This is a genomic window from Brevibacterium sp. SIMBA_078 (assembly GCF_046534565.1).
In the GTDB taxonomy this organism is placed as follows: domain Bacteria; phylum Actinomycetota; class Actinomycetes; order Actinomycetales; family Brevibacteriaceae; genus Brevibacterium.
Genome location: NZ_JAWRYQ010000557.1, coordinates 1 through 238, shown reverse-complemented (window position 1 = coordinate 238; position 238 = coordinate 1). Strand labels below are relative to the sequence as shown.

At 44.5% G+C, this 238-nt stretch carries 1 protein-coding gene; it reads left to right on the top strand.

Going from position 1 to position 238, the window contains the following annotated elements:
• The coding region (locus SB749_RS20780; protein WP_410711985.1) for a hypothetical protein at window positions 1-185 on the top strand (185 nt) is incomplete at its 5' end.
• Window positions 186-238 lie beyond the last annotated feature (53 nt).

The following is a 238-nucleotide window of genomic DNA, read 5'->3' as shown; positions in this document are numbered from 1 at the left end:
CGGCATTAAGCCACAGCATGGAATTTGAAACGCTGTCATTGCATGCTAATAGCCAGCATCAAATTGCTTTGCAATGCGTTTTGCCTGAAGCGGCCCATGAAGGTGATATTATTTCGCTGAGCGCAACTTTACCAAATGCACGAGCAGCTCAGTACTACACAGAAAAAAAAACTCAATCAATTTGATTTAGAACAGGGACGGGTCACGCTTAGGTTGAACCAAATAGCGCATAGCCGTC